The following is a 4,426-nucleotide window of genomic DNA, read 5'->3' on the forward strand; positions in this document are numbered from 1 at the left end:
GGCCTTTTTCCCTTCCAAAATTTCAATAAAATAGAAAAAATCTAATTTCCTATAAAGAAAAAAGCTTTACTGGAAATTAGATGCGAAATCTCTGTAAATATGCGAAAAAGTTTGACGCATTGGAGAGAGATAGATATAATGTTTATAAAATGTTATGAATAAAAATGTACGACATTCAACTTATATAAAGCTTCTGAAAGGGGGGGAGTAAATGGCATACTTTAAAATGAAATATGGAAATGAAAAGATGGATGTTTTTATACCTGATGAAAAACTTCTCGGCATAATCGAAGGAAATAAAGGATGTTCAAATAAAAAAGAAGAACAGGTTATTCTAAATTCCCTGGATAATCCAATAGGTACAAAAAAATTGGAGGAAATAGTAAGTCCCGGGGAAACTGTGTGTATAGTAATTTCTGATATAACAAGAGCCTGGCAGAAGATGAGTTTTTATCTTCCCTATATAGTAGAAAGGCTGGGCATGGCGGGCGTCAAAGATGAAGATATAACGTTTCTCTGTGCTACTGGATCACATAGAAGGCAAACAAAGGAAGAACATGATATCCTGCTTGGAAGATTAGCCAAAAGATTTAAAGTTATTGACCATGATTGCAGGGACAAAGATAATCTTATTTATCTGGGCAAAACTTCCTTTGGAACTCCGGTTTATATTAATAAAATCGCTATGAATTGCAGCCATATTGTGCTTACTGGAGCTATAGTATTTCATGACCTTGCCGGTTGGTCAGGTGGAAAAAAATCTATTATTCCGGGAATATCCGGCTACGAAACCATTATGGCTAACCATTCTCTATCACTTAGTCCAAACTTTGGAGAAGGAATAAATCCGCCTGTTAGAAGTGGAAACATAATAAATAATCCAGTGCATCAGGATATGCTGGAGGCTGCTGAATTTGTTAAACCTTCATTTTTGTTCAATGTAGTAGTTGATGGGGATGGAAATATAAGTGGGGCTGTGGCTGGAGACTATATAAAGGCACATGAAGCTGGATGTAAATTGGTTGATGAAGTAGACAGAGTATATATAAAACAAAAGGCTGATCTTGTGATAGCATCAGCTGGCGGATATCCCAAGGATATAGATTTATACCAGGCTTCAAAGGCGCTTATTAATGCAAAGGAAGCTGTAAAAGAAGGCGGAACGATTATTGTTTTAAGTGAATGTGTTGAAGGTGTTGGAAATAATGAAGTTCAGGAAATTATACAGAACTTTAGAAATAACAAGGATAGGGAAATGGAACTTAGAAGAAGTTATACTATAGCGAAGTATTCTGGATATCTTGTAACGGAGATTGCAGAAAATTATGAAGTCATTCTTGTATCCGATATTGATAAAAAGCTCATTGATAGATCAAATATCACGGTTGTTAGAAGCTTTGATGAAGCCATAAATATTGTGTATGAAAAAAAAGGGCAGGATTTGAAGATATATGTGATGCCCTTTGCTGCTAATACTTTGCCAACGCTATGCGAATAAATATTCAAGGTTTTGTGGGAGTCCCATCTGCCAAGAGAGAATATTTATAATTATTTTAATATTGTAAGATATTAAGGAGAATTTAAAAGTTAAAATAATTATTGAATATATATGCATAATTACGTATAATAATGAATATAAATTGTATTAAACGTAAATGAAAAACAGGGAGGAAGGAACATGTTTAAGAAAGGAAAGAACAAATTGGTTGCAGTTCTGATTATAATGCTTGTTGTTTTATCATTTTCAGGGTGTGCAAAAAATAGTGCAAATGCAGGTTCATCGAATAATGAAGCAAAAAATGTAGAGTCAGCGGTGGATAAAATAAAAAAATCCGGGAAATTAGTTCTTGGAACAAGTGCTGACTATCCGCCATATGAATTTCACAAAGAGATAAACGGTAAAGATGAAATCGTTGGGTTTGATATTGAAATAGCAAAAGAAATTGCAAAGGATTTAGGTGTGGAGCTTGAGATTAAGGATATGAAGTTTGATGGCCTTCTTGCAGCTCTTCAGGCAGGAAAAATAGATCTTGTTATTGCTGGTATGACACCTACTGAAGAAAGAAAGAAAAGTGTTGACTTTTCAAATATATACTATAAAGCTGAACAGGCAGTAATAGTCAGGGCGGAGGATAAGGATAAATATAAGACAACTGATGACTTAAAGGGAAAGAAGATTGGAGTTCAAAAGGGAACAACTCAGGAACAAATTGCCAAGGATGAAATACAAAACGCACAGTTAAAATCACTAGGAAAAGTAACAGATCTTGTACTTGAATTACAGAACAAGAAGGTTGATGCCTTAGTTGTAGAGCATCCTGTTGCAACTTCATATGTAAGCAAAAATGCTGGTATGGTTATTTCTGATGTAAAATTTAAGGATCAAGATAAGGGTTCGGCTGTAGCAATTAAGAAAGGAAGCACTGATCTTGTAAATGCTGTAAACAAAACACTTGAAAGATTAAATAATGAAAAGCTTATTGATAAATTTGTTATTGATGCTAATAATATGGTTGAATAGCATAGAATATATTAAACTTGATAAAAGATGGTGGATATTGTCCACTATCTTTTATTATAGTAAATCAATTCGTTGTGCTAGATAAATTTACAGATCGGCGCTGCGATAAAAAATATATTTCATTCACCAGTACGCTTAGCAAAGAAGTTCTAAGGCTCGGGATTTGAAAAATCAAGAACTTTCATTAAACTCGCCTTGCTCAAACAAATGAAAGTTCTAGGATTTTTCTGCATCCCTTCACCAAGAACTTCTAATTGCCCGCTTTATGTGAATTTCATATATTTTTTATCTCCGCTTAGCCTCTGAACTAGCACAACGGATTAAATTAAATAATTTTTTCAGCGTTAAATATATCAAATTCTAAAAGCAAATCAATAATTTTAAAAGGCAGGGGGCAATAATGAAACACAGATTTATAGCGAAAAGATACTGGAATGCAGTTACAACTCCAATGGGTAAAGTAGCTGACTTTATAAGGGAACATGATGACATTATAAATCTTAGCCTTGGGGATCCTGACTTTACAACACATGAAAAGGTTATACAGTTAGCTTTTGAAGATGCTAAAAATGGCTATACCCATTACACAGATTCTCTTGGTGATATGGAATTAAGGCAGGAAATAATCAGGTTCTGCAAGGATGTTTACAATTATGAAACCAGTTTGAATGAAATCATGGTAGTAGTAGGGGCATGCCATGGTATGCATCTTGTTCTAGAAGCTATTTTAGATGATGGTGATGAGGTAATTGTACCAGAACCATATTTTACTCCATATAAAAGTCAGATAGAATTATCCAGGGGTAAATGTGTAACTCTAGAAACTTATGAAGAAGAAGGTTTTCAAATAAACGTTGAAAAGTTAAAATCCCTCATAACCAATAGAACAAAGGCAATAATTATTAATACTCCTAATAATCCAACAGGTGCTTGTTATAGTAAAACGACCTTGGAATCCATCGCAAATGTGGCAATTGAAAATGATATATTAGTCATTGCAGATGATATTTATGGTGCCTTTAGCTTTAAAGAACCCTTTGTTCCTATTAGTTCCTTTGAAGGAATGAAGGAGAGGACAATTACGATAGGGAGCTTTTCAAAGGACTATGCCATGACTGGATGGAGAATAGGATATGTTATGGCACCATCTTACATAATTGATTGCATAAGAGATATCAACGAGGGAATTACTTATTCCGCACCTTCTATTTCTCAAAGAGCTGCTTTATATGCAATGAGGATGAGGAATATAATTACGCCTCCCATGGTAGAAGAGTATAAAAAACGTGCTTATTACGCCTACGAAAGGATAAAGGGTATTTCAAAACTATCTGTACTTGAACCGCGGGGAACTTTTTATATGTTTGTCAATATTAAAGAAACAGGATTAAACTCTGCTGAATTTTGCCAAAGGCTTTTAGAAGAAGCACATGTCCTTGCTATTCCAGGGAATGCATTCGGAAAAAGTGGTGAAGGATATATAAGAATTGCCTGTACCGTTGATGTAGATCAGCTTAAAACAGCATTTGATAGAATTGAAAGCATGGAGATATTCAGGAAATAAACTTGAAATACTTAGGGCAGCATAACTGGAGGGGGAAGGAGGTGTATCAACCTCTCCAGGAGTATCAATATATTTGATTTGAAGAATTGAAAAGAATTTTTAAGATATATGAATTTATTTTTTGATAATAGGAAATTATATATTATGTAAGTATGATGGCATATGCTAATATATAAAAGTCGCTGCGATAAAACAGCGAGAACAAAGGTTTAAAAATAGTTGACATAATATATAGGATTTGATAAGATATAAAAGCTGTCCCGATTGGGGACATTGAAGTTTAAAAATTACCATTTGACATCTACTTAGGACCCATGATAATATAAACAAGCTGCTTGATG

At 34.0% G+C, this 4,426-nt stretch carries 3 protein-coding genes; all 3 read left to right on the forward strand.

Annotated features, from left to right (window positions below):
- Positions 1 to 211 precede the first annotated feature (211 nt).
- On the forward strand, positions 212 to 1,498 hold the full coding sequence (locus tag EDD71_RS14920; protein ID WP_133629506.1) for a nickel-dependent lactate racemase family protein: 1,287 nt from the start codon (positions 212 to 214) through the stop codon (positions 1,496 to 1,498).
- Positions 1,499 to 1,678: 180 nt separating this feature from the next.
- Positions 1,679 to 2,521: an ABC transporter substrate-binding protein gene (locus tag EDD71_RS14925; RefSeq protein WP_133629507.1), complete on the forward strand. Its 843-nt coding sequence runs from the start codon at positions 1,679 to 1,681 to the stop codon at positions 2,519 to 2,521.
- 400 nt (positions 2,522 to 2,921) lie between these two features.
- Positions 2,922 to 4,085, forward strand: coding sequence for a pyridoxal phosphate-dependent aminotransferase (locus EDD71_RS14930; RefSeq protein WP_133629508.1), 1,164 nt, complete (start codon positions 2,922 to 2,924; stop codon positions 4,083 to 4,085).
- Positions 4,086 to 4,426 lie beyond the last annotated feature (341 nt).

The sequence above is a fragment of the Fonticella tunisiensis genome, from assembly GCF_004364155.1.
In the GTDB taxonomy this organism is placed as follows: Bacteria; Bacillota; Clostridia; order Clostridiales; family Caloramatoraceae; genus Fonticella; species Fonticella tunisiensis.